Annotated in this window: 19 protein-coding genes and 1 pseudogene; 15 read left to right on the top strand and 5 right to left on the bottom strand. The window is 59.3% G+C overall.

Annotation, left to right across the window (positions count from 1 at the left end; genetic code table 11):
• Positions 1 to 86: 86 nt before the first annotated feature.
• The 3 genes from ACOYW1_RS26230 (at position 87) to ACOYW1_RS26220 (ending at position 2,737) form a co-directional block, all read left to right on the top strand.
• Positions 87 to 398, top strand: coding sequence for a hypothetical protein (locus ACOYW1_RS26230; RefSeq protein WP_482420324.1), 312 nt, complete (start codon positions 87 to 89; stop codon positions 396 to 398).
• A gap of 24 nt (positions 399 to 422) precedes the next feature.
• The gene (gpmI, locus tag ACOYW1_RS26225; RefSeq protein ID WP_482420323.1) at positions 423 to 1,607 is read left to right on the top strand and encodes a 2,3-bisphosphoglycerate-independent phosphoglycerate mutase; all 1,185 of its coding nucleotides are present in this window, start codon (positions 423 to 425) and stop codon (positions 1,605 to 1,607) included.
• Positions 1,608 to 2,215: 608 nt separating this feature from the next.
• Complete coding sequence (locus ACOYW1_RS26220) at positions 2,216 to 2,737, top strand: type I restriction enzyme HsdR N-terminal domain-containing protein (RefSeq protein ID WP_482420322.1); 522 nt, start codon at positions 2,216 to 2,218, stop codon at positions 2,735 to 2,737.
• Positions 2,738 to 2,744: 7 nt separating this feature from the next.
• Here ACOYW1_RS26220 and ACOYW1_RS26215 read toward each other — a convergent pair whose 3' ends face one another.
• Positions 2,745 to 3,485, bottom strand: a complete 741-nt coding sequence (locus tag ACOYW1_RS26215) for an AAA family ATPase (protein WP_482420321.1) — start codon at positions 3,483 to 3,485, stop codon at positions 2,745 to 2,747.
• A complete protein-coding gene (locus ACOYW1_RS26210) occupies positions 3,479 to 3,844 on the bottom strand; it encodes a hypothetical protein (RefSeq protein ID WP_482420320.1) in 366 nt (121 codons plus the stop codon). The genes ACOYW1_RS26215 and ACOYW1_RS26210 overlap by 7 nt, the downstream gene beginning before the upstream one ends.
• Positions 3,845 to 4,011: 167 nt before the next feature.
• Here ACOYW1_RS26210 and ACOYW1_RS26205 point away from each other — a divergent pair, with 167 nt between their 5' ends.
• Positions 4,012 to 4,662, top strand: a complete 651-nt coding sequence (locus ACOYW1_RS26205) for a hypothetical protein (protein WP_482420319.1) — start codon at positions 4,012 to 4,014, stop codon at positions 4,660 to 4,662.
• A 212-nt stretch (positions 4,663 to 4,874) separates the two neighbouring features.
• Here ACOYW1_RS26205 and ACOYW1_RS26200 read toward each other — a convergent pair whose 3' ends face one another.
• Entirely contained in the window at positions 4,875 to 5,552 is a 678-nt protein-coding gene (locus tag ACOYW1_RS26200; RefSeq protein ID WP_482418393.1) for a zinc ribbon domain-containing protein, read from the bottom strand.
• A gap of 503 nt (positions 5,553 to 6,055) precedes the next feature.
• On the opposite strand from ACOYW1_RS26200, the gene ACOYW1_RS26195 reads away from it, so the two are divergent.
• The 4 genes from ACOYW1_RS26195 to ACOYW1_RS26180 all read left to right on the top strand — a co-directional run bounded on the left by ACOYW1_RS26195 (position 6,056) and on the right by ACOYW1_RS26180 (position 8,977).
• Positions 6,056 to 6,406 carry an ArsR/SmtB family transcription factor gene (locus tag ACOYW1_RS26195; protein WP_482420318.1) on the top strand — a complete coding sequence of 117 codons (351 nt, stop codon included), beginning with the start codon at positions 6,056 to 6,058 and terminating at the stop codon, positions 6,404 to 6,406.
• Between the two features lie 199 nt (positions 6,407 to 6,605).
• Positions 6,606 to 7,709: an NADH:flavin oxidoreductase gene (locus tag ACOYW1_RS26190; protein WP_482420317.1), complete on the top strand. Its 1,104-nt coding sequence runs from the start codon at positions 6,606 to 6,608 to the stop codon at positions 7,707 to 7,709.
• Between the two features lie 350 nt (positions 7,710 to 8,059).
• The gene (locus ACOYW1_RS26185; RefSeq protein WP_482420316.1) at positions 8,060 to 8,353 is read left to right on the top strand and encodes a putative quinol monooxygenase; all 294 of its coding nucleotides are present in this window, start codon (positions 8,060 to 8,062) and stop codon (positions 8,351 to 8,353) included.
• 108 nt (positions 8,354 to 8,461) lie between these two features.
• Positions 8,462 to 8,977, top strand: a complete 516-nt coding sequence (locus ACOYW1_RS26180) for a nitroreductase family protein (protein ID WP_482420315.1) — start codon at positions 8,462 to 8,464, stop codon at positions 8,975 to 8,977.
• A gap of 115 nt (positions 8,978 to 9,092) precedes the next feature.
• On the opposite strand, the gene ACOYW1_RS26175 is transcribed toward ACOYW1_RS26180, so the two are convergent.
• Positions 9,093 to 9,770 carry a YkgJ family cysteine cluster protein gene (locus tag ACOYW1_RS26175; protein WP_482420314.1) on the bottom strand — a complete coding sequence of 226 codons (678 nt, stop codon included), beginning with the start codon at positions 9,768 to 9,770 and terminating at the stop codon, positions 9,093 to 9,095.
• Between the two features lie 173 nt (positions 9,771 to 9,943).
• On the opposite strand from ACOYW1_RS26175, the gene ACOYW1_RS26170 reads away from it, so the two are divergent.
• The 3 genes from ACOYW1_RS26170 to ACOYW1_RS26160 all read left to right on the top strand — a co-directional run bounded on the left by ACOYW1_RS26170 (position 9,944) and on the right by ACOYW1_RS26160 (position 14,109).
• Complete coding sequence (locus ACOYW1_RS26170) at positions 9,944 to 11,089, top strand: DUF362 domain-containing protein (protein ID WP_482420313.1); 1,146 nt, start codon at positions 9,944 to 9,946, stop codon at positions 11,087 to 11,089.
• A gap of 503 nt (positions 11,090 to 11,592) precedes the next feature.
• Positions 11,593 to 11,964: a hypothetical protein gene (locus tag ACOYW1_RS26165; protein WP_482420312.1), complete on the top strand. Its 372-nt coding sequence runs from the start codon at positions 11,593 to 11,595 to the stop codon at positions 11,962 to 11,964.
• A gap of 492 nt (positions 11,965 to 12,456) precedes the next feature.
• Positions 12,457 to 14,109: an ArnT family glycosyltransferase gene (locus tag ACOYW1_RS26160; RefSeq protein WP_482420311.1), complete on the top strand. Its 1,653-nt coding sequence runs from the start codon at positions 12,457 to 12,459 to the stop codon at positions 14,107 to 14,109.
• Here the strand turns inward: ACOYW1_RS26160 and ACOYW1_RS26155 are convergent.
• Positions 14,106 to 14,393, bottom strand: coding sequence for a DUF503 domain-containing protein (locus ACOYW1_RS26155; RefSeq protein WP_180137812.1), 288 nt, complete (start codon positions 14,391 to 14,393; stop codon positions 14,106 to 14,108). The genes ACOYW1_RS26160 and ACOYW1_RS26155 overlap by 4 nt on opposite strands.
• 167 nt (positions 14,394 to 14,560) lie before the next feature.
• Between ACOYW1_RS26155 and ACOYW1_RS26150 the strand changes: the two are divergent.
• The 4 genes and pseudogenes from ACOYW1_RS26150 to uvrA form a co-directional block, all read left to right on the top strand.
• Positions 14,561 to 14,932: pseudogene (locus tag ACOYW1_RS26150) on the top strand (ArsR/SmtB family transcription factor); the annotation flags it as partial.
• A 20-nt stretch (positions 14,933 to 14,952) separates the two neighbouring features.
• On the top strand, positions 14,953 to 15,477 hold the full coding sequence (locus ACOYW1_RS26145) for a class I SAM-dependent methyltransferase (protein ID WP_482420310.1): 525 nt from the start codon (positions 14,953 to 14,955) through the stop codon (positions 15,475 to 15,477).
• A 295-nt stretch (positions 15,478 to 15,772) separates the two neighbouring features.
• The gene (locus ACOYW1_RS26140; protein WP_482420309.1) at positions 15,773 to 19,342 is read left to right on the top strand and encodes a homocysteine S-methyltransferase family protein; all 3,570 of its coding nucleotides are present in this window, start codon (positions 15,773 to 15,775) and stop codon (positions 19,340 to 19,342) included.
• Positions 19,343 to 20,062: 720 nt separating this feature from the next.
• Positions 20,063 to 22,948 carry an excinuclease ABC subunit UvrA gene (uvrA, locus tag ACOYW1_RS26135; protein ID WP_482420308.1) on the top strand — a complete coding sequence of 962 codons (2,886 nt, stop codon included), beginning with the start codon at positions 20,063 to 20,065 and terminating at the stop codon, positions 22,946 to 22,948.
• Positions 22,949 to 23,085: the final 137 nt, after the last annotated feature.

The following is a 23,085-nucleotide window of genomic DNA, read 5'->3' as shown; positions in this document are numbered from 1 at the left end:
AAGCCACTTAGGCTAAAAATCCCCTGGCCGCCGGAGGCAGGCTTTTACCGGCCTTGCTGAATTGCGATCGAAAAAAGGAGAGACCATTGACGACTGTACGACCCTGCATGTTGATGATACTGGACGGCTGGGGCCTTCGGGACGATGCCGAGGGAAACGCCGTGGCACTGGCAAAGACTCCGAACCTGGACGCCCTTGCGGCGAATTGTCCCTCCACCACCCTGGCCTGCGCCGGAGAGGCTGTGGGGCTTCCTGAAGGGATCATGGGCAACTCCGAGGTGGGACACCTCAACCTCGGGGCCGGGCGCGTTGTGTACCAACCCTCCTGCGCATCGACCGGGCCATTGAGGACGGCAGCTTCTACGACAACGAGTACTGTTCGTAGCCTACTATGCTGAAGGCAAAGGGCACCACCCTGCACCATGGGGCTTGTTCCACCGGCGGGGTCCACAGCCAGCTCACCCACGATGGCCCTCGTACGCATGGCTCGTGACAAGGGCATTGAGTCCGTGCGGATTCACGCCATCCTTGACGGCAGGGACACCCCGCCGGACAGCGGCAAGGGTTATATCGAAACCCTGGACGCCTTTCTGGCAGACTTTCCCAACACGCGTATTGCCACCCTCTGCGGCCGGTTTTACGCCATGGACCGGGACACCCGCTGGGAGCGCACCGAAGCGGCCTACCGCCTCTACACCGAAGGCGAGGGCATGGCTGAAACCCATGCAGCAGAAGCCGTGGCCCACGCCTACGACCGCGGGGAGACCGATGAGTTCGTCAAGCCCGTGACCCTGGGAACCGACGCGGGCACCATCACCGACGGCGACGCCGTGATCTTCTTCAACTTCCGCGCGGACCGCGCCCGCCAGATCACCCGGGCCATGACCGTGGACGCATTTGACGGGTTTTCCCGAAAAATCAAGCCCACCCTGGCTTCCTATGTCTGCATGTCCCTCTACGAAGAGAGTTTCGGGCTGCCCATGGCCTTCGGGCCCCAGCACCATGAGGCCATCCTGGGTGAGGTGGTAAGCAAGGCCGGCGTTCCCCAGCTGCGCATCGCCGAGACCGAAAAATACGCCCACGTCACCTACTTCTTCAACGGCGGGGAGGAGAGCCCCTTTGACCAGGAAGAGCGCTGCCTCATTCCCTCGCCCCGGGAGTTCCCCACCTACGACCTCATCCCCGAGATGAGCGCCGTGGCCGTGGCCGACGAGCTCATCCGTCAAATCGAAGAAAAGGATCACAAGCTCATTGTGGTGAACTTCGCCAACATGGACATGGTGGGCCACACCGGCATCATCGAAGCCGCCGTCAAAGCCGTGGAGACCGTGGATACCTGCGTGGGACGCGTGGTCAAAGCCTTCAAGGCCAAGGGCGGGGCCCTGCTGGTCACCGCAGACCACGGCAACTCCGAGCAGATGACCGACGGCAACGGCGGGGCCCACACCGCACACACCCTCAACCCCGTGCCCATGATCCTCGTGGACGGAACTGGCAACAGCGCCACCCTGAAACCCGGCAAACTCGCCGATGTCGCCCCCACCCTCCTGGACCTCATGGGCCTTGCCAAGCCCGATGCCATGACCGGTGAGTCCCTGATCAGGTAGGGCTAAATAAGCTAAAAATTGCCTCCTATGGTTAAAGCCGATTCAAAAAGCGTGCCTCCGGCGGCGAGGCGGAGCCACCTCGAAAGCTGATCGCGCGTACGCATTTTCCTTCGTTCCTCAGAAAAATGCGCACGCGCCTTCGGCTCGGGCTTCGCCCGACATAAACGCCGATGGTTTATGCGGGCTGGTTCACAAGCTTCGACGGAACAGGATACGTTGTTGCCACTTGTCCATTGTGGATTTAACCACCCCCGCCCTCCGGCGGGCAGGGACTACAGGGGCACAAAGGCTCCGTCCCTTTGTTCCTCCGGTTCGTCACATTTGCTGACGGGCTGCGCCCGTGTCTATGCGAAATCGTCCAGCCAAATGCCTTTCATTGTGGTTCCAGAAGAATGAAGTGGGCCTCTCCTGCAAAGACGGTTGCCTTATGTCACACATCACGCGAATGCCCCTGTGGCGATTGCATCATGGTTGCCTCCATGCATTCGCCATAGGGTTTCCAGGTGCCCCACCTGGCCGCCGGAGGCATGTTGTTGGTTTTTCCTTGCAGCTTTCCATTGGCAGGGGTAAATTCCTTGTTTCGCATATTAAACAGGAAGGAGAGGACCATGGCGTTTCTGACAGATCTCGAGTTCATGAAGGATTTCATCACCGGCAACAGGGTTCCCCTTGTGGGGGCTGAGCTCAATCGCCAGCAGGTGGAGCAGTATCTGGTGGAGGTACTTGGTTATGAGAAGGATGCCGTGGAGGTGGATCGGAAGCTTGAGTTCACCGCTGCCGGAGAGCCTTGGAAAACCAAGCTGGACCTTGTGGTCCGCGTGGGGGAGACCCCTGTGATGGTGATCAAGTGCGCGGCAGGTTCCCTGGGCTCCCGAGAAAAAGAGGCGGTCTCTGCTGCCCGTATCGCCTTTGACGTCCCCGTTCCCCTGGCCGTGGTTTCCGACGGCAACACCGCCCTGGTTTTCGATACCCTCACCCGCAAGCAGGTGGGCGAGGGTCTGAGCGCCATTCCCACCCCTGCCCGGGCCGCTGAGATCGCTGCCGCTCCTTCCGAGCCCCTTGCCCCCAAAGAGCTGGACCGCGCCCGCATTGTCTTTCGCTCCTACGACTCCATGAACATCAACCGTTAAGGCGGCGTTACCTCAGCCTCAGGATCCACCGTTTGAAAAGGGGGTCTGCAATGGACCATGAGCCGTTGTGGACCACCTCGTCCCGGGTGAGGAGGGAGTTCAGGGCCCTGGTGGCCTGGGAGGGCGTGGTGAAGCCCACGCGTTGAAGGTTCTGGGATGAGAAGAGCTTTTTCCCCTGGCATTGGGCCACGAGTTTCACGGCCTTTTTCTGGTTGGGGGTCATGGCTTTGAAGAGGTTGATGAACTCGATGGCCCGCCTCTCCAGAATGGTGGCTTCCAGGGCATCCAGGCCCAGGGGGCCGAGGCCCTCCTCCCAGAGGTGATAGAGAAATTCCTGAACATACATGGGGTGGTTTTCGCAGCGTTCCACCACCTCCCGGATGACGATGTCCGGTATGTTTTTTTTCCCCTTTTCAAACAGCTCGTTTGCCCAGGTGAGAAAGTGGTCCGTGCTGATTTTGGGCAGGGGGTAGCTGGCGGCGAGTTTGTAGAAGGCGCGGTTGGTATCGCTGAACATGGACGAGAGCAGGTGGCGCTGGCTGCCTGAGAAGATATAGGCGATGCGTCCGTGCCCCTGGATCTCTTTTCGGAGTTTCTTTTCAAAGGCCGGGTCCCCGTAAGCCGTGACCTCCTGGAATTCATCGAACGCCACCACGAGCCGCTCTTTTTCCGAGAGGCTGTGGAGCAGCTGGAAGAGTTCCGTGAGCACAGGGCCCTGGTCGCCACCGTGGAAAGAGGGGCTCACCACGGGCAGGCCGTTGACCGGGTCCAGGCTGAACTGGAAGTGGAAGGGTGGGGCGGCACTCTTTCCCGCAGCCAGGCCATGGTCCGCTCAATGGGGGAGAGGCTTCGCGTCAGGGACTGGACCACGGAGGTGATAAACTCCTCCACGGTGGTGGTGCCGTACAGGTCGATGTAGTACGGGGTGATACCGTCCAACTCTCCGAGGACCTTGTGCAGGAGGGATGTCTTCCCGAAGCGCCTGTGGGAGTAGAGGAGCACGTTCTGGGAGTTGCGGATGTAGTGCGTCAGGTCCGAGCACTCTTTGGCCCGGTTGCAGAACGAGGGGGCGCTGGCGATGCCGGTGAAATGAAAGGGGTTCTCCATGATGTCTCCGTTATGATACGCACAATGTGTTACGCATAATGCGTAACACTTTATGTGTAGTGTATATCTATCTGTATTTGATGTCAATGGCGTGAAATATCCGGGTTAGGGGCACATGTCGCCGGTCGGCTCTGTTCACGGTCTCTGACACATGGGGAGGAAAATCCATGGCACGATTTGTGGGGATTGATGTGCAGGTGAAACGGCCCTGTTGCTACGCCGTCTCCGATGAGGAGGGTGTCATCGTGGACTCCGGGTGGTTCCGGGATGCGCTTTGGATGAAAGAAGAGCTGCCGCGTCGTTTTGACGGCCACGCCCTGCATGTGGCCATCGACGCCTGCAGGGTACCCCTCACCGAGCCCCGGCCCTGGTACTGGGAGCGTTCCAGGGGAGAGTGGCGACCAAAGACCCCTCGGGACAGGGGATACGGCCGCCACTGCGAGGTGGTGATCAGTGCCCTGGGACTGGGCAGGCCCCAATGGACCCCCACCCTGGATGCGGCACCGGAGTGGATGAAAGTCGGTTTTTCCCTGTTCCAGGCCCTGGACCCGATAGCCGCCACCCACGAAGCCTTTCCCTCGGCCATCTACACCCTTTTTCAGGGCAACACCGACATGCGCCTCACCCTCGATTTTTCCCAATTCGCCCCAGGGCCCAAGGACATGCTGGACGCCTGCCTGCTGGCTGCCTCCGTGCGTCGATTCGCCGCCGGCCACGGGGCAGAGGTGGGGGGCGGAGACGGGCTGGGTACCATCATCCTGCCCGGTCCCATCCCCGAGAACAGCATGCCGGAGCTCTTTTGCTGGCCGGGGAAATAGGAAATTAGGTGATAGGTGATAGGTGATAGAGGGTAGGAAAATAGGTTATGGGGAATAGGGAGGCCTCCGGTGGGACCGCCGGAGGCAAAGGCAAACCGAAGCCCTTCCATCCTGCAAACAAAAAGCCCCTCGGCACATCGTCTGTGCAGAGGGGCTTTTTTTGTTGATGCAATGGCGTATGGTTTGAGTGGGGGCAGGGCGTAAAGGGCCGCTTACTGGCCTGCCACCTCTTTGTTGCAGTGCTTGCAGATTTTGGCCTGCTTTTTGATGATCTCTGCGCAGAAGGGGCACTCCCGCGTGAAGCAGCGGTCGTGGATTTTCTTGATGGCCTCGTTGACGGCGTCCTGGAGCTTGGCCATGCCGAACTTGGTGTTGCGTAAGGGGTCGATGGCCTCGGTGTCGGCGAGGTCACCGAGCATCTCAGCGGCCTTGAGGCGAACCCTGCCGGGTTCGGAGGGGTCCAGGGTCATCTTGAGGAGCTGGACAAGGTCGTGGTTCACATAGCAGTCGGCGAGGATGGAGAAGCCGGATTTGATGGCCTGCTCCTGAGCTGCCTGCTGGGCCATGGACTCGTCGGTGATGATTTGGCCTTCCCCGCCCATGTGGCTGAATACGGGCAGAAGCTCGAAATTGTCCGTGCCGGGATAGTTCATGCAGCGGTAGGAAGAGACCTGGCCCACCTGCTCCATGAGTTCGTCCCAGCCCCCCTTGAAGAGCGGGCATTCGTCGTTGAAACAGATAAAGAGAAAGGGCTCGCCCCAGCCAAGGCCGTCCCCGCAGGTAATTTGGGGAACTTCCCAGATTTGCATCTCCTGATTGCAGTGAGGGCACTTGGGTTTTTCAAGTGCCAGGACCCTTTCCAGAGCTTCTTCGCGGGTTTCGATGTTCATCACGTTCTCCCTTTCTCGCTTTTTCTCTTATGTATCGTCCGGGCCTGCTGTTTTCTACAGGTGCATCATTTTTTTTGATGAATCTGATCAGCTCAAATAGTAACTCCCAATGGCTGTTTGTCAATAGCTGGGCCACATCTTTGACGGGGTAGATTCGGATTATTCTGTCTGGGCTCGAATTTTGAAATCGTTGCCGCTCGTTAATCTGATAATCATAAACGACCCTCTTGTGCAGGGTATGTCACGGGTAGCGAAACAGTCAAACGAAAAGCCTGCCAGACCAAAAATCGGAGCCGGCCAGTGGAAGGAGATATTGAGCCTGCCACTGGTTCATGTCGTTTGCTTGTGGGCTCCCTGAAATCCTTTGGAAATTGCATGGAGGAAGGCGGTCCCCTATAGTTATCGAGGCCTTCGCGGGATGCGTGGCATGAGGGAACCGTTTTCGAAAGCCCTGTTTGTCATATTTTTAAGCGCTTGGGTCCGGTCGGTACGCCGGAGATTTTTTGGATCTTGACCATATCGAAATAACGCGATATTTAGATTCTATGGATACAAATGAAATTTTCAAGTCTCTTGCCAATCCAGTGAGAGTTCGAATTCTCTCTTGGCTGAAAGATCCTGACACCCATTTCCCTCCGATGCTCCATCTACCGGACGAAGAACAGGGGAAAGGGTATGTGTGTGTTGGGGCGATCCAGGAAAAGGCAGGGGTGAACCAATCAACGGTGTCACATTACTTGGCTCTGATGAAACAGGCGGGGTTGCTCTCCAGCCAGCGGATCGGTCAATGGACCTACTACCGGCGAAATGAAGAAACCCTCAAAGAATTATCTGATTATATAGCAGATCTTTAATGGATACCAGCTTTCTTGCAGACGTTGTTTTTTTGCAAACAAGCATATCGAAAATTATCAATATCCCGATTAATTAATATCCTGTTACGGGTATCTTTCTTAAACACGACGCATTGGGTTTGTCCCAATGTATTTTTTTAACGTAGTACATCGAGAATTATCGATATCTCAATTAATGAATATGAATACAGGAAACCTTATGAAAACTCTTTTCGATACGACCCATATTGGGTCCATGACCTTGAAAAATCGCCTCTGGCGTTCCGCCACCTGGATGAACATGGCAGATGAGAAGGGCCACTTGACCAAGGACCTGGAGCAGGTGTACCTGGATTTGGCCCGCGGAGGCGTGGGAACCATCATCACCGGCTACGCCTTCGTGCTTGAGGGGGAGCAGCCCAACCCCGGGATGCTGGGCATTTATGATGATACCTTTGTTCCCGAATACCGGGCATTCACCCAAAAAATCAAGGCGGAGGGGGCCAACATCATTCTGCAGATCGTCTACGGGGGATCTGCCACCGATTTCAAGCCCGAGGGCCGGGAGATCTGGGGGCCCTCGGCAGTCCCCCACCCCCTTTATCAGGTCACTCCCACTGAAATGACGAAGGCAACGATCCGCACCGTGATTGAGGCCTTTGCCCAGGGGGCAAGGCGGGCTAAAGCCGGAGGGTTTGACGGGGTTCAGATCCACGGGGCCCATACCTATCTTTTAAGCCAGTTCCTCTCCCCTTATTTCAATCGCAGGCAGGATGAATACGGTGGCTCCATAGAAAACCGAAGCAGGATTATCTATGAAATCCTTGAGGCTGTCCGCAAGGAAGTGGGAGCCGACTATCCTGTGTTTATCAAGATGCACTGCTCCGACGACTGGGACGAGAACGGCCTCACCATGGAGGAGAGCCTGGTAGTGGCGAAAGAGCTTGAAAAAAGAGGGATTACCGGCATTGAGTTCAGCGGCGGAAACCTGGATGTCAACGATTACCCCAATGCCGGCCCCGCTCGTACCGGGATACTAAAACCATCCAACCAATCCTATTTTGCTGAAAAAACCGCAAAAATTGCCCAGCACGTGAACGTTTCGGTCATTTCCGTTGGGGGCCATCGAACACCAGAAAAGCTGGAAGATATACTGAATACAAGCCAAATCAGCTATTTTTCCCTGTCACGACCCCTGCTTTCCGAACCAGGCCTTGTGAACCGATGGCAACAGGGCGATCTGAGTAAACCACGGTGTATCGCCTGCAATAAGTGCTGGGGCAAAGATGGGAATGTCTGCATTCTGGATCGATCGTCCCGATAACAAGCCCCATCGAAGAGAGGGAACCGAACGGGTTGCTTGGGGCGGGGTGACATATCATCTGGTGTGAACAGACGTAAGCCTTCTTATGGTTAAAGTCGGGAGCAAAAGCAAGCCTCCGGCGGTGAGGTGAGCCACCTCGAAAGCTTATTGCCATTCTGCCATCGCTCTCGGGGGATTCGCGTGATGTATGATATGGGGCAGCCTTTTTGCAGGAGAGGCCCGTTTTATTCTTTTGAAAACACCATGCAGAGCACTTGAAACGTGCTTGACTTTAACCGGCATAACTCCGGCGGCAAGGTGGGTGGGGGCTTGCCTGAACTGAAGACTTATAACAAACGAAGGATGGGAACATGAATCACATCGCGGTAGTCGCCGTACTAAAAGCAAAATCAGGCCGAGAGAAAGACCTTGGAGAGGCGTTGGGAGAACTCGTTTCCCCCAGCAGAAAAGACGAGGGGTGTCTCTCGTACGACTTGCACCAGGGGGCAGATGACCGCTCGGTGTTTATTTTTTACGAGCGGTGGGAGAGCAGGGAACGTCTTGAGCAGCACCTTGCTCAACCCCACATGACTTCCTTTGGTGACAGAGCGGGGACGCTCCTGGAAGGCCCCGCCGACATCAAGGTGTTGGACATCCTCTCTTAGAGGATCATCATTAAAACGTAACGGGGTAATGATCCCCTATGCCGGCTTTTAGAAAAGAGTTGGTTTCCAACCCAGGCGTTTTATGACGCCGAAAAGGATTGACGCAGTATGGATATTCAAGACGCCATTTTTTATCGCAGAAGTGTACGAAAATATACCGGTTCACCTGTCTCGGATGAGCAGGTTACCCGCCTCCTCGAGGCGGCCATGATGGCCCCTTCCGCAGGCAACGCCCAGCCTTGGCAGTTTGTGGTGGTCAGAGAAAAAGAGACCCTCTCCAAAATCAAGGAGATCAACCCCTACGCCGGCATGTCCGGGAATGCACCGGTGGGCATCTTGGTCTGTGGGGATCTTTCCCTCGAAAAATACCCCGGCTTCTGGGTGCAGGATTGCTCCGCGGCAGTGCAAAACCTGCTCCTCGCCGTTCATGCCGAAGGGCTGGGGGCTGTCTGGACCGGGGTTTACCCCTTGGAAGAACGGGTTGATGGTTTTCGCAAGCTTTTTGCGCTGCCCGAGCACATCGTGCCCTTGGCCTTTATTCCCGTCGGAGAACCGGCACATGAGCCCAAATCCGAATCGCGGTTTGATAAGGGGAGAGTGCACAGGGAGACGTGGCAAGGCTGATGCGTGGCCCAATCAGGGCCAACGCGTGAACCATTCGGTTGCCTCCAGAGGCCCTGCCGGAGGCCATTGTGGGCGATGCTTGAGCAGCGTTTTGTGAGAGACCCCACCTGGAAATCTATCCCTTCCGGGTTTGGATCTCCTGCATCATGGCTCCCACGGCATCGCGGTGGGGAGGCGGCACCATGAGGACCTGGGCCGGCCGGTTGGCAACGAAGGCCTCGTTTGGTGATGTCAGGGTTTCGACCTCGTGTGCTGTGCGGTTGTCTTCGTTTTCCAGGAGCAGGAGAATGTCGGTGAGGTTGCCGGTGAGGCCCTTGTCGTCGGTGTGTTCAATGTACTGCATGAGCACGTTGTTGACGGTGAGGGTCATCTCGTCCATCTCGGCAAAACCTCCGGTTTCGCAGCGGCTCTGGGAGACCATGCTCCGACAGGCAAAGGGGCGGGCCTCGTAGGCCTGGCAGAGGCCCTCTTCGGAGAGAAGGGGGCAGGCTCCCCAGCCCGGATCGCTGGGCTCTTCAGGGACCTCTTCACCGGCCATGCACATGTCGGTGAGACCGTTGATGGTGTACGTTGGAATCTGTCGGGGCTTTTCGGCCTCCTGTCTGACCCGCTCCATGAGATGGGGGGCTTCCCGGTTGATCCAGTCAAAGAGACGCCGTCCTTCCAGGGTGGTGAGGGTGACGTTTCGTGTACAGCAGGTGGCACAGCCTTTGGCGCAGGCGAGGTTATTGTCGGCCATTCGGGCCTCGTGGACCGAATAGATAATGTCGAGGGTCTTCAGCCGGGCATCCATGAAAAACATCCTCCTGTGGCACGGGTGTTCCGGTGCGGCCGGGCAGGCCGAATCCCGTGTTGAAACATCCCGTTCTCTTACTTGAAGCGGTGTATGGCATGTGGCATAGTGATGGTTTAGCCATCCCCGACCTACAGGTTCTTATCCGATGATGCAACGAAAAAGGAGATCCCATGGCTTCCACCGTCTATCACATTGACCTGCGCGCCACCTTCCAGGAAAGCCTTCCCGAGAAGATCGGTCGCCTGGTTGAGACCGCAGGCCTTGACACCGTATGCGCCGACCGCGAGCTCACCGCGGTAAAGATTCACTTCGGCGAAAAGGGCAACACCGCCTTTATCAATCCCGTGTTCGTGCGAAAAATCATCGACAAGATCAAGGAGACCGGGGCCTCCCCCTTTCTCACCGACACCAACACCCTCTATGCAGGCACCCGGAGCGACACCCCGTCCCACCTGAACACCGCCGTGGAGAACGGGTTCGCCTACTCCGTGGTGGGAGCGCCGGTGATTATCGCCGACGGGCTCAGGGGCCACAGCGACGAAGAGGTGGTTGTGAACGGCAAGCATGTGGAGACCGCCTATGTGGGGGCGGATATTCACCACGCCGACGCCCTGGTGGTGCTCTCCCATTTTAAAGGGCATGAACTCTCCGGGTTTGGTGGGGCCCTGAAGAATCTGGGCATGGGGTGTGCCTCCCGGCGCGGGAAGCTGGCCCAGCACTCCACGGTGAGCCCCAAGGTGAAGCGTAAGAAGTGCATCGGCTGCGGCATGTGCGCCAGCCATTGCCCGGTGGAAGCCATTGCCCTGGAAGAGATCGACGGCAAGAAAAAAGCGATCATCGACCCCGAGACCTGCATCGGCTGCGGAGACTGCATCATCGTCTGCCCCACGGGTGCCGTGCAGATCCAGTGGAACCAGTCGGTGCCCTCCTTCCTCGAAATCATGATGGAGTACGCCAAGGCCGCCCTGGTAGGCAAAGAAGGGAAAACCCTTTTTGTCAGCTTCATCACCGATGTGTCGCCTTTGTGCGATTGCATCGGCCACAGCGACGTGCCCATTGTCCCCAATATCGGCATCCTCGCCTCCACAGACCCCGTGGCCATTGACCAGGCCTGCGTGGACCTTGTCAACGCCCAGGCCGCCAACCCGGGCTCCTGCCTGAAAACCAACACCGCCCCCGGCGACGACAAGTTCAAGGGCCTCCACCCCCACGTGGACTGGCCCCTCCAACTGGCCCACGCCGAAGAACTCGGCCTGGGATCCAGGGACTATGAGCTGGTGAAGCTGGAGTCCAAAGGGCTGAAGCTTAAAGGGTAAGATTCAGATGTGAACGTGAATATGGAACGTCTTCTATGGCTAAAGACGGTGGAAAAGCAGCCTCCGGCGGCGAGGTGAGCCACCTCGAAAGCATATTGCCATTGCGTTTTGCCCTTCGTTCCTCAGGGCAAAACGCAATGGCCTTCGGCTCGGGCTACGCCCGACATAAACGCTGATGGTTAAAGTGGCCAGGAAAAGCCTGCCTCCGGCGGCTAGGTGATGATCCCCTGGACCCCAGGTTGCGAAAGCTTCTGTGAAATTGAGCAAAGCCTGTTTGTCAAACTTTTCAAAAGTTTGGCCCCCGGCAGGGCCGCCGGAGGCATCTTTAACATGGCAGTCTCCGGCGGCAAGGTGGGGCACCTTGAAACCCTATGGCAGGCTGTCCTTAGGGGCATTCGCGTGAAGGATGACGTTCGACAACGTCTCTACAGAAGAGGCCCATTTCATGTTTCAGGAAACACGATACCCGCTCTTTTGGCGTTTGTCATAAAGGAGGACAGACCATGGTGATGTTCCTGACCGCCGTCGGACTGATTCTTTTTTTCGGCGGGGTGGTGGCTGTTGTGTGCGATCCGCCCCGAAAGATGCTCAAGCTCATTGCCCTGGTGATTTTTTCAGGGGCCGTTCTGATGGGCGGGGCAGCCTATGTCGCGTATCAGCATGAGACATACCAGGCAAAGCTGGCAGACCCTTGGGGCTCCGTGGAAGAGATAGAGAGGCACTCCCCCATCAAGATCGGGGAGCGGTGGTACCGCATCGAGTTGATCCAAACCACGGGGCCGGATGATCAGGCCCGTCCGAATGAGCCTATTTTTGCGTGCCACTACGTAGTTCAAAAAAGCCTCCGGCGACCCTGCCGGAGGCAATACGCTTAAAGTCAAACGAACTTCAAATGTCCTTTGTCGTGTTTCCAGAAGAATGAAATGGGCCTCTCCAGAATAAGCCGTTGCCCCATGTCACACATCACGCGAATGCCCTGTGAGCATCCGTATAACAGCGACCTTCATGCATTCACCATAGGGTTAAAAGGTGCCCCACCCTGCCACTGGTGGCAGTGCGGTGAAACCTGCTAAGAAGCAAAATGATGGATGCGTATTCTGTGACTTCGAAGTCTGTAAAGCAGCTGGCATAAACCATCAGCGTTTATGTCGGGCGAAGCCCGCAGCCCAAGGCCCTTGCGCTTTGGCCCGAGGAACGAGGGACAAAGCGCAAGGGCAATATGCTTTCGAGGTGGCTCCACCTCGCCGCCGGAGGCATGCTTTATCCGGTGAGTTTGACCATTAGAAGGGGTTGTAAACATGAAGGGGAGACGCAATTTGCAGAGGAGTCGGGTACTGAGCAGAGGATTATGGGCGGGGTTGGCTTGTGTGGTGGGGTTTATCGCGCTGTTGTGTCTGGTGCCCCCAGTGAGCCGGGATGCCCTGGTGCATCACCTGGCGGTGCCCAAGCTCTATCTTAAAGCCGGGGGCATGGTGGAGATCCCCACCATGGAGTGGGCGTACTATCCCATGAACCTGGATGTGCTTTACTGGGCAATCCTGGCCCTGGGCAGCGATATCCTGCCGAAGTTTATCCATTTTGCCTTTGGCCTGGGCACGGCCGTGCTCTTGTACCGGTACCTGCGCAAGGCCCTGGGCGGCCCTTGGGGGCTGGCCGGGGCTTTTTTGTTTTTGACCACGCCCGTGATCATGAAGCTTTCCACAACGGTGTATGTGGACCTCGGGCTGGCTTTTTTCTCTCTGGCGGCGACCCTGGCCCTTTTCCGGTGCCGAGAAAACGGCTTCTCCGGGTGGAAGGGGGTGGCCTGGGCCGGGGTGCTCTGCGGCCTTGGGCTGGGGGTGAAGTACAACGGGCTGCTGGTGCTCCTGATCCTGTCTGCCCTGGTGCCCCTTTTGGTAAGCCGAACCGTGCCCAAGGAGGCACATCGGGATGCCAGGGCCATCGGGCTTGCCGCGCTTTTTGTGGTGGCGGCCCTGCTGGCTTACGGGCCCACGGGGATCCGTAACACGGTGTGGACGGGCAATCCCATCTATCCCCTGTACAACGGCACGGTGCAGAAGGTGAGGAAGGCACTGTTTGAGCCTCCGCCAAAGGCCCCGGTGGTGGCTGTGAAGGCCTCTGCCTCGCCGAAGGAAAAGGGGCCTGGGCGCATGCACCCGCTTCAGGTACGGCGGTTGATCTATGACGAATCCTCCCTGGACCTGGCCCTGCTGCCCGTGAGGCTTTTTTTTCAGGGACAGGATGGCAACTCTCGGCTCTTTGACGGGCGGTTTTCACCCCTGCTCTTTCTTTTTGTCCCTCTGATTTTTTTCTGGCGACGCATGCCCGATGCCTGGCGCAGCGATGTGGGTTGCCTCCTGTTTATCTCCTGGATCTATATTGGCCTGGCCATCTGCCTCACAGCGGTGCGGGTGCGGTACCTGGTGCCTGTGGTGCCTCGAGTCGCGCTGCTGGCCGTGTACGGTCTGAAGCTTTCGATGGATACCCTGGGGCAGGCGGCACGGCCCATGGTGCGACGGGTGGGGCTGGCCTGCCTGGCCCTGTTTGTGGCCTACGGCCTTTTTGTGAACGGAGCCTACGCCGCCTACCTGTACCGCTACGTCAATCCCCTGCCCTATCTGGCGGGGGAGGTGGACCGGGACAGCTATGTGGCGCGGTATCGCGCGGAACATGATGCCTTTCGGTTCGTCAATCAGGCCCTGGTCCCGACGGACCTGCTCTATTTTATCTACCTGGGAAAGCGTGGCTATTACTGCGATATCCCCTATGTGCCGGACAGCGGGGGGCATTTGAGAGGGTTGTTGAACCGGGGGACGGCCCTTCGGTCTGCCGATGAGATGGTTGGTTATTTGAGGGCAAAGGGGATCACTCACCTCGTGATCAACATGTCCATTGTCTGGCCCCACCTTACGGAAGACGGACGGCCTGGTGAAGCCGAGGGCTTTGACCGGTTTCTGAAGACCAGGACCCGGCTGCTGTACCAGAGTCGGGGGGTGTATGTGTTTGCGTTGAAACCTTAGACATGAATAATCTCCATCTCCGAACCTGAAAGAACGGCCAGCCCCCAGGCCTCCACCGCATCCACGATCTTGTCCAGACGGGAGTTGATGAGGCGGGCGTCGTTGCCCACGATGGTGACGCCCACCTCGGCGCTCTGGTGGAGGTCGTTCAGGCCCGTTTCTGCGGCAGCAGCATCAAACTGGCTCCGGATGCGGCCGACGATGCCCTTCACCACCTTTCGTTTTTCCTTGAGGCTGGTAACCCCGAACAGCTGAAACTGCAATTTCAGTACGCCCACAACCATGGTGGCCTCCCCTGGGTTTGTGCTGGTGGGTGTGCGTTCTTTTCCTTTTGCCTCACTGCTCATTGGGTACCACAGCCCGCCTTCCAATCCAAAGAAAAATCATTGACAGATAAGGGTTTATCACTGTATTCGAATGTGGTGATATTAACTGACAACGGAGCAAACGGATGAAAGAGATGGCTTCCCTGTTGCGGATCGTGGCCGATGAAACCCGGCTTCGCGTGCTGCGGCTCCTGTCTGAGACCCCTTTGAACGTCACCGAGCTGACGACGATTCTCGGACTGGCCCAGTCCGGGGTCTCCAAGCAGGTGGGGACCCTCAAGAAAGCCGGGCTGGTGCGGGAGCGCCGGGAAGGGCTGAAAACCTTCTATCGCCTCTCGGAAGAGGGCGAGGTGCCGGAAGAGGGGCGACCCCTCTGGGCCCTGCTGATGGAACGGGTTCGCAGCACCGAGGACAGCCGCCACGACCTGGTGCGCCTGGCCGACGTGCTGAAAGCCCGGGAGGGCGACACCCCCATTCTCACGAAGCCGCCCGGCTCCTCGTGAGTCATGACGGCTCCTTGCACCGCAATCGGATCACCCTTTTGCCTCCCATGGAGCGGGCCGTGGACCTGGGGTGCGGCGGCGGGGTCCTCACCGCGGAACTGGCCCGGGCCTGCGACGAAGTGTTGGGCGTGGACATCAGTGGTTCGGCCCTGTCTGCGGCACGGGCCCACGCCGAGCGCGTCGGGCTTACCAACGTGCGGTTCGTGGAAGGGGACATGACGACCCTGGACCTGCCGGACAGCTGCTGCGACGTGGCTGTCCTCTCCCAGACCCTCCATCACCTGCCCGACCCCATGGTGGGCCTTCAGGTGGCGGCACGGCTCCTCAAGGCCGGGGGACGCCTGATCCTCATGGAGCTCCTGCCCCACGACGAGGCCTGGGTCACGGATAAGCTGGGCCACCTCCACATGGGGTTCGCCGCCACCGACCTGGAGTCCATGATGGAAGAGGCAGGTTTTCGGATCACCTCCCTGGAGACCCTCCCTCCCTCACGCAGCGAACGCTTCCGGGCCGTTCAAGCCTGTGCCGTGTGGGAATGAGTGGCAGGAAAAAGCTTGCCCCCCGGTTCGCGTCCAGGGGATAAATCCCCTGGGCCACCCCTAGGATCGCACATGCTCCCGTCCCTTCGTTCCTCAGGGACGGAGCATGTGCTGACGGATTTGGGAATCTGAAAAAAGCCGGTACACGATGGCACTCGAATAGATTGAAATGACGCTTAAAACCTGTTTGTCAAACTTTTTAAAAGTTTGGCCCCCGGCAGGGCCGCCGGAGGCAAACGCTTTTCGGTTTTACAGATTTTATGGATACGATTTACATACGAAGGTGTGATTGACGATGACGAAGCACGAAGAATTTTTGCGGTATGTGAAGGACAACGTGGTGTTCCTGGACGGTGCCATGGGGACCATGATTCAGCAGTTGGGGCTCACCCCTGCGGATTTCGGGGGGGAGTCGTATGTGATGCTGAGCGACCTGCTCAGTTTTTCCCGGCCCGATGATTTGATGGACATTCACCTGCAGTATCTGCGGGCCGGGGCCCATGCCATTGAGACCAACACCTTTGGTGCCAGCGCCCTGCGCCTTGAGGAGTACGATTTCACGGACCTTGACACCACGGCGTTTCGCGGCGTGCCCGAGGGTGTGGACCTGGCTTCCCTCTCCTCCCATGAGATGGCACGGGAGATGAGCCTTGCGGCAGCGGCCGTGGCACGTCGGGCCGTGGATGCCCACAAGGCCGATGCCGATTACGACGGCCGTCCCCTGTACGTGGTGGGGTCCATCGGACCGTCCAACTACGTGCTCTCTCCCACGGACGCCGACCTCAAGCGGGGCACCTGGGAGCTCATCGAGGAGAACTTTTTTCACCAGGTCACGGCCCTCATCGACGGCGGGGTGGACATCCTCCTGCTGGAGACCCAGCAGGATATCCTGGAGCTGAAAGCGGCCGTGGCCGGAGCCAAGAAGGCCATGGACGAAAAAGGCGTGCGCCTGCCCCTCATGGCCCAGGTGACGGTGAACGAATTCTCCCGCATGCAGATCTTCAACACGGAGATCGTGGCGGCCTCCACCACCCTGGCCGCCTGCGGCGTGGATGTGTTTGGCATCAACTGCTCCATCGGCCCGGATTTGATGGAACCCACCATCAAGAAGCTGTCCGAGACCCAGGACATTCCCATTTCCGTGCTTCCCAACGCGGGCATGCCCGAGTCCGAGTTCGGCCGCACCGTCTACAAACTGGGGCCGGACCTCTTTGCCGATCAGCTGGAAAAATTCGTCACCCGGTACGGGGTGAACATGGTGGGGGGATGCTGCGGCACCAGCCCGGACCACATCCGTGCTGTCTCCGAGCGCCTCAAGGGCGTGGCACCTGCCCGGCGGCAGCCCGACGGCCTCCTGCGCCTCTCCGGCCCCCAGGAGAGCGTGGCCATCGAGGAGGGAGAGTTCCTGCGCATCGGCGAGCGGCTCAACGTGCGCGGCTCCAAAAAGGTACGGGACGCCGTGGAGAGCGAAGGCCCCATGGACGTGGACGCCCTGGCCGAGGTGGTGCGGGAGCAGATTGAAGATCTGGGGACTTCGGTCCTCGACGTCTGCATGGATTCCAACGTGGTGGACACCGCCGAGGTGCTGCCCGAGGTGATCCAGGCCATGACCGGCGACTTCCGTGGCGTCATGAGCATTGACTCCTTTGATCCCGAGGCCCTGGCAGAAGGGGTGAAGGCCTATCCGGGCCGTCCCCTGATCAACTCCATCTCCATGGAGAGCGTGGAAGGCAGCATCAGCAAAGCCGAACAGATTTTGAAAACCACGGCCTTTCATTCGCCCCTGTACATCGGCCTCTGTGCCGACGACACCGGCCCGGCCCAGAAGGCGGACGAAAAGGTGCGCATTGCCAAGGCCATGGCCGATGTGTGCGGCACCTACGGCATCGCTCCCCGCCAGCTCTTTGTGGACATCAACGCCTTTCCCATCGGCTCTGAGTCCGAAGAGGGGCTCAACTTCGCCATGGAGTCCCTCAACTCTATCCCGAAGATCAAGGCCCTGGCACCCGGTCTCAAGACCACCATCGGGGTGAGCAACCTCACCAACGGCCTGGCCAAGAAACCCTACATGCGCATGGTGCTGACCTCTGTCTTCCTGGACGAAGGTAAAAAGCTCGGCCTGGACGCGGCCATCGTCAACCCCAACCACTACGTGCCCGTGGAGAGCATCGACAAAAAGGACTATGACCTGGCCCTTGCCATCATCCTCAAGCGGGACATGGACGCCTATGCCGAGCTGGAAGAGGTGGCCGAAGCCAAGAGTGGCCTGCGCAAGGTGAAAAAGAAGAACTACGACGACCTGCCCGCAGACGAGGCGGTGTGTGAGCGCATCAAGGACGGGGTTCGCGAAGCCCGGCCCGGCACCCTGGAGGTGCGTGGCGCAGAGTTTGCCTACAAGGACGCCGTGGTGGTTCAGGCAGCCGAGGCCCTGAAGACCATCGAGCCCATCGACTTCATCTCCGGCCACCTCATGGCGGCCATGGAAGAGCTGGGAGCCCGGTTCGCCCGTGGCGAGGTCTCCCTGCCCCACCTGCTCAAGTCCGCCGACGTCATGAAGCAGGTGATGACCTACATCGAAGCGGTCCTGGGCACCTCCGAAGGGGGCGCGGTCTCCTACAAAGGAACCCTGGTGCTGGGCACCGTGTTCCAGGATGTTCACAGCATCGGCAAGGACCTCACCCGCACCCTGCTGGAAAACTACGGCTACCGGGTCATTGACCTGGGGGTCCAGGTTCCCCTGGCGGATTTCATCGAGACCGCCAAGCGGGAGAAGGCCGACGCCATCGGCATGAGTTCCCTTCTGGTGCAGACCGCCGGCCACATGATCACCGTGGCGGCCATGGCCAAAGAGGCGGGGCTGGACCTTCCCATTCTCATCGGGGGCGCTCCCGTGAACATGAAGCACGCGGCCTCCGTGGCCATGGCAGGGGACGAGAACCCCGAGGCCATGAGGAAAGACGTCTTCTACTGCGACTCCTCCATGACCTGCGTCAACGTCATGGAGCACCTCTGTTCCGATGACCGCGACGCCTTTATCGAGGCCAACGGTGAGGCCCTTAAAGCCGCCCTGGGTGGAAAGCCCAAGGCAGCACCCGAAGAGCTGCCCGCCCTGGGGATCTCCTTTGAAGGGCTCAGCGACTCCATCTGCCACGGCACCATCACCTTTTCACCCAAGGTGGAGGACATTCCCCTCAACCGAAAATCCCTGCTGGCCCTGAACTGGCGGGAAGGCAGCCGCAGCAAACGCCTCGAGCGGGGGCTCACCGACGAGGCCGCCGATGCCGAGATTGATGCCTGGATCAAGGATGCCGGAGAGAACGGCTGGGTGGTGCCCAAAGGGCGCGTGGCCCTCTACCCATGCAACAGCGAGGGCGACGACCTCATCGTCTACGACCCCGACGCCCATGACGTGGAGCTCTGCCGCATTCCCATGCCCCCCATGGCCGTGGACGGCAAAAAGGTGAGCCTGGCCCGCTACTTCCGTCCCGTGGGAGACGGCGTCACCGACGTGGTGGGTTTCCAGATGGCAACAGCCGGAAAAGCCTCAGCCTCCCAGGTGAACGCCTTCCAGGAAGCCAACGAATCCGCCTCCGCCCACCTCCTCCAGGGCGTGGCCGATCGCGTGGCCGAAGACTTCGCCGCCCTGCTCAATGAGCGGGTCAAGAAAATGGCAGGATTTTCCAACGGAAACGGCAAGCGCTTCAGCCCCGGTTACCCCGGTGTGAACATCGAAGCCAACCGCCAGATCTTCGACCTGCTGGGAGGCGAAAGCCTGGGCGCCGTCCTCACCGACGCCGGCGGCTTCTACCCCACCAGCTCCACCGCCGCCATCGTCTGTTTCCACCCGGAGGTGAAATATTTCTAAAGGCGAAAAAGCCTTGCCTCCGGCGGGCAGGGGATAAATCCCCTGCACCCCAGGTTCGCAAGAGCACCGTCCCTTGTGCCTCAGGGGCGGTGCTTTTGCTGACGGGCTGCGCCCGTGATCAGCGGTGTGGTTTTATAATGATGCCTTCAGGGCAAAGGCTGAGTCGTCGGGCCAGGGGTACCAGACCTTGATCAACGATGCCTTGAGGGGGGAGTTGGCTCTTGCCGATGCCCCGTTGACGGAGGCACGGCTTCGTGAGGTGATCCGTGAAGAGCTGAGTGGTTATGGGAGGAGTCGTGATGGTATCTCCTCTGTGCTTTAGCTTTATTACGGTTTTCGGCAGGATTATTTCTGGCTGGAGTGACGGATGGGTCTCGACCCTTGATGCGCAAGGGGGCGGCAATGAACGAAAAAAGCAGCCGCCGTTTCCAGTGTCAATCGCCTTGACAACAGCCGGTTCAGGTACCACATTGTAGGGGTTTCACGATGCGTTGCGCATTGTGAGACCCCTTTGTTTTTGGCTTGAAAACACCAGCGAAAAGCCAAGCCCAAGGCTTTGTCTGCCACGGGCGCAGCCCGTCAGCGAATGTGAGCGGCCTGAGGAACGAAGGCCGGGAGCATTCGCCTTCTGGGTGCAGGGGATCATCCCCTGCCCGCCGAAGGCTTTTTGGGTTTTTGCTGTTTTACAGTTGAAGGTGGTGACGGACGATGGACGAGACAATGGATACCAAAGGTGTGGAGCTGGACGCGGTGCTTGTGAAGGGTGCCCGGGAGCACAACCTCAAGAATATAGACATAGCCATCCCCAAGAAGAAGCTGGTGGTGGTGACCGGGGTGTCGGGCTCGGGCAAATCGAGTCTGGCATTCGATACAATATATGCCGAGGGGCAGCGGCGGTATGTGGAGTCGCTCTCTGCGTATGCCCGCCAGTTCATCGGCCAGATGGAAAAGCCCAAGTACGAGACCATAAGGGGGCTTTCTCCCACCATCTCCATCGAGCAGAAGGCGGCGAGCAAGAACCCGCGGTCTACGGTGGGGACTATCACGGAGATTTACGACTACCTGCGCGTGCTCTTTGCCCGTGTGGGGGAGCAGCACTGCATCAAGTGCGGGAACAAAGTGGGCCGGGGCGATGCCGAGTCCATGGTGAAGCAGATTCTGGAGCTTCCCCCTGCCACGAAGATCCTGATCCTGGCCCCCTTGGTGGAGAACCGAAAGGGGGAGCACAAGGACCTCTTTGAGCAGCTGCGCAACGATGGCTTCGGCCGTGTGCGCATCGACGGGGTGGTCCATGAGCTGGAAGACGTCCAGGGCCTGGCCAAGAACAAAAAACACAACATCGAGGTGGTGGTGGACCGCCTGGCCATCAAGAAGGGCGAGGAGTTCCGCAAGCGCCTTACGGACTCGGTGGAGACGGCCCTGAAGAGCGGCAGCGGGGAGATCATCCTCCACGTGGTGGGCCGGGAGGACATCCGCATGAGCGAGGCGCGATCCTGCTGCGGCATCGCCTACCCCGAGCCCGAACCCTCCCTCTTCTCCTTCAACTCTCCCCTGGGCATGTGCCCGGAGTGCAACGGCATCGGCACCCACCTCGTCATGGACGAGGAGAAGATCGTGCCCGATCCCTCCCTGACCATCCGTCAGGGTGCGGTGGTGCCCTGGAAGAACTACTTCCTGAAGCAGGAGGACCTGGGCTCCGGGGGCTGGGGTGTGAGCCAGCTTCTGGCCATGGAGGAGCAGTGGGGCATCGACTTCGACACCCCCTGGGAGCAGATGGACCTCTGGATGAAGGAGATCATCCTTTTCGGCTCCAACGGCAAGACCCTGGTGGTGGACTGGAATTCCAAGTCCGTGAAAGGGGAGGTGACCACCTCCTTTGAAGGACTGGTCCATGAGATGATGCGCCGCTACCACCAGAGCCACTCCGAGCGCCGCAAGAAGTGGTACGCCTCCTTCATGAGCTCCAAGCAGTGCCGGAGCTGCGAGGGCCGCAGGCTCAAGCCCGAGGTGCTGAACATCCTCATCGACGGGGTCTCCATCATTGACGTCACGGCCATGACCATCACCCAGGCCCACGATTTTATCAAGGACCTGGACCTGTCGGGCAACCGCCGGGTCATCGCCGAAGAGCTGGTGAAAGAGATTGGGGACCGTCTGGGTTTTCTGGTGAACGTGGGCCTTGATTACCTTACCCTGGACCGCAGCGGCCCTACCCTGTCCGGCGGCGAATCCCAGCGGATCCGCTTGGCCTCCCAGGTGGGCTCCGAGCTTACCGGTGTCCTTTACATTCTGGACGAGCCCTCCATCGGCCTGCACCAGCGGGACAACGTCAAGCTCTTGAAGACCCTCTGCCACCTGCGGGACATCGGCAACAGCCTCATCGTGGTGGAGCATGATCAGGAGACCATCGAGTGCGCGGACTGGGTGGTGGACATGGGCCCCGGCGCCGGCCATCTCGGCGGGCAGGTGGTGGCCGAGGGGACCCCGGACTCCCTCATGGACCAGCCCCACTCCCTCGCCATCTTGTCGGGCAGGCGCGCCATCGAGGTACCGGACACGAGGCGTCCCGTGAAGAAGAAGGGCCACCCCAAGGTGGTGGTGAAGGGGGCCGTGGAGAACAACCTCAAGGGGGATGACGTGGCCATTCCCCTGGGGCTCTTTGTGGCGGTGACCGGGGTCTCCGGTGCCGGAAAATCCACCCTCATCAACCAGATCCTCTACCCGGCCCTCTCCCGCCGTCTCAACGGGGGCACCATGCAGGTGGGGCGCCACAAAAAGATCGAGGGGCTGGAGCATCTGGACAAGGTGATCAACATCGACCAGCGGCCCATCGGCCGCACCCCGCGCAGCAACCCGGCCACCTACACCAAGGTGTTCGACCATATCCGGGATCTCTTTGCCATGCTCCCCGAGTCCCAGGCCCGGGGGTACAAGAAGGGGCGTTACTCCTTTAACGTCAAGGGCGGGCGCTGTGAGACCTGCTGCGGGGATGGTTTCCTCAAGGTGGAGATGCACTTTCTGGCCGATGTCTACGTCCCCTGCGAGAGCTGCAAGGGCAAGCGGTTCAACGAAGCCACCCTGGAGATCAAGTACAACGGCCACTCCATCAGCGATGTTCTGGATCTTTCCGTGCGACAGGCCCGGGATCTTTTCGAGAACCATCCCAAGATCACGGCCATCCTGGACACCTTGCTGGACGTGGGCCTCGGTTACATCAAGCTGGGGCAGGCCGCCACCACCCTCTCAGGCGGTGAGGCCCAGCGCATCAAGCTGGCCCGGGAGCTCTCCAAGCGAAGCACCGGACGGACCCTTTACATCCTGGATGAGCCCACCACCGGCCTTCACTTCGAGGACGTGCGCAAGCTCCTGGAGGTGCTCCAGCGGCTTACCGAAGGGGGCAACACCGTGCTGGTCATCGAGCACAACCTCGACGTGATCAAGAGCGCCGACTGGATCGTGGACATGGGGCCCGACGGCGGTGAAGGCGGCGGGTGCGTGGTGGTGGCCGGCACCCCCGAACAGGTGGCTGCCTCCGGAAAAGGGTACACCGCGCCTTTTCTGGCCGACATGCTCCATGTGGACGGTCTGAAGAAGCTTGCCAATTGAGACATGGGTCGGTGACGTATTCTCTTTTGCCGGGGTTTCAGCAGGTTGCCTGCGATAAAGACCGACGGCGGCGCCAGAGACGGGGCGCCGCCGTTTCCCCTGGTCACGGTGTTGCGGGGATGAAAAACCGGGTCTTG

Source organism: Desulfoluna sp. CYM3A, assembly GCF_056829965.1.
The sequence above is the reverse complement of the archived record's forward strand: the minus strand, read 5'-3'. Positions and strand labels throughout refer to the sequence as shown.